Raw genomic sequence first — 230 nt, forward strand, 5'->3', positions numbered from 1 at the left:
GTATATAATGCTGCAAAAGTAGAAAAAGAGAAATTAATTGTTCCAGGTGCTGGGCATGGAGAAGCGGAGAAAGTAGATTCGAATAAATATTGGAATACCGTATGGAAGTTCGTAGGGAAGTATATTCCGGCATAATTAAAGTTGTTGCATTTATATAGACGATAATCGGAGGGATAATAGTTAATCCTTTTGATTATCGTTTTTTTGTTAATTAGGTAGTCTGCTATAAG

1 pseudogene is annotated in these 230 nt (G+C 33.9%); it reads left to right on the forward strand.

What is annotated here, in order from left to right:
• Positions 1-135, forward strand: a pseudogene (locus SB717_RS40000) (alpha/beta hydrolase); the annotation flags it as partial.
• Positions 136-230: the final 95 nt, after the last annotated feature.

It is taken from the genome of Priestia sp. SIMBA_032, from assembly GCF_046535215.1.
In the GTDB taxonomy this organism is placed as follows: Bacteria; Bacillota; Bacilli; order Bacillales; family Bacillaceae_H; genus Priestia; species Priestia aryabhattai.